General features: G+C 74.9%; 2 protein-coding genes. Both read left to right on the top strand.

All coding sequences use genetic code 11. The features are described from left to right. Window positions 1-125: 125 nt before the first annotated feature. The gene (gene prmA / locus A612_RS03010; RefSeq protein ID WP_019373118.1) at window positions 126-1,022 is read left to right on the top strand and encodes a 50S ribosomal protein L11 methyltransferase; all 897 of its coding nucleotides are present in this window, start codon (window positions 126-128) and stop codon (window positions 1,020-1,022) included. 55 nt (window positions 1,023-1,077) lie between these two features. Further along, on the top strand, window positions 1,078-1,579 hold a 502-nt coding region (locus A612_RS16930), incomplete at its 3' end, for a zinc-ribbon domain-containing protein (protein WP_019373117.1).

Below are 1,579 nucleotides of genomic sequence, written 5' to 3'. Positions count from 1 at the left end.
GGCGGGCGGCACCAACATCCACTACCTGGAAGAGTGGCTCGCCCAGCGCAAGCGCTGAGCAGCCGGCTGCTGCGACCGCAGGCCCCGGTGGCGCTGCGGCGCAGGGAAAGACGAGGCCCACGCCCATGTTCGAGCTGAAACTGCTGTGCCCCGAGGAGCGGGTGGAGGTGGTGAGCGAGGCCTTCGATGCGCTCGACGCCCTGAGCGTGTCGGTGGAGGATGCCGACGCGCAGACGGACGCCGAGCGCGCGCTCTTCGGCGAACCCGGGATGCCGGCCCCCCGGCCGGGCTGGGAGCGCAGCCGCGTCACGGCGCTCTTCGCGACGCAGCCCGCCGCCGAGGAAGCGGCGCGGCTCCTGGCGCTGCAGGATTTCTTCGACGGCTGCGAGATCCTCGGCGTCACGGCGGTGCCGGAGCAGGACTGGGTGCGCCTGACGCAGTCGCAGTTCGAGCCGGTGCCGATCACCGGGGATTTCTGGATCGTCCCCAGCTGGCACGAACCGCCGCCTGGCGCCATCCGGACCATCCGGCTGGACCCGGGCCTGGCCTTCGGCACGGGCACGCACCCGACCACGCGCATGTGCCTGCGCTGGATCGCCCGGCAGGGCGCCCAGGCCGGCGCGGCCGGGCTGGGGCGCACGCTCGACTACGGCTGTGGCTCGGGCATCCTTGCCATCGGCGCTGCCCGCTTCGGCGCGGCGCCCATCGACGCCGTGGACATCGACCCGGCGGCCGTGCAGGCCACGCAGGACAACGCCCGGGCGAACGGCGTGGAGCTGCACGCCGGCCTGCCGGAGCAGGCGCAGGGCCGCTACCAGACGGTGCTCGCCAACATCCTGGCGACGCCGCTCAAGGTGTTGGCGCCGCTGCTGTGCGCCCACCTGGCGCCGGGCGGGCACCTGGTGCTCGCCGGCATCCTGGAGCGCCAGGCCGAGGAGCTGCAGGAAGCCTACGCGCCCTTCGTGCGCCTGGCGGTGGCCGACAGCGAGGACGGCTGGATCCTGATGGTCGCGCAGGGCTGAGCCGACCCGCTGGCGCGCGGGGCTGCGCCCGGGCGCGTCCTACAATGCCCGCCCGATGAGCCAGACCACCCGTTGCCCGCACTGCGTCACGACCTTTCGCGTCGTGGCGGACCAGTTGCGCATCTCCGACGGGTGGGTGCGCTGCGGGCAATGCAAGGAGGTGTTCGACGCGACGCCCTACCTGCGGCCCTTCGAGGAGCCTGCGGCGCTGTTGCCGGACTTGTCCTTGGATGCGCTGGCGGCGCCGCGGCCGCCTGCGCTGCCGCGCACCTCGGCCATGGCGCATGTCCAGCGCCGGCCGTGGCCGGGAGCTGCCGCAGCGCCGCCGTTCGTGCCCCCGGCGGCGCCGTCTGCGGGCACGCCGACCGCCGAAGCAGCGCCGCAGCCCGAGGGCCGTCCGCCAGCCGAGGCGCCGTGGGTGCCGGCCTTCCTGCGGCGGGAGGAAGAAGAAGAGGAGGCGCCCGCCCTGCAGCCCACGCCCGACCCTGTCGCGGCCCCGCCCCAGGGGGCGGGAGAAGCGGACGGGGACGCTCTCCTGGGGCCGGCTGCCGACGGCG

Source organism: Melaminivora alkalimesophila (assembly GCF_000282995.1).
Lineage (GTDB): Bacteria > Pseudomonadota > Gammaproteobacteria > Burkholderiales > Burkholderiaceae_C > Melaminivora > Melaminivora alkalimesophila.
The sequence above is the reverse complement of the archived record's forward strand: the minus strand, read 5'-3'. Positions and strand labels throughout refer to the sequence as shown.

Coding starts and splice junctions, on each gene's coding strand:
- prmA (WP_019373118.1), top strand. CDS start 126: ATGTTCGAGCTGAAACTGCTGTGCCCCGAGGAGCGGGTGGAGGTGGTG.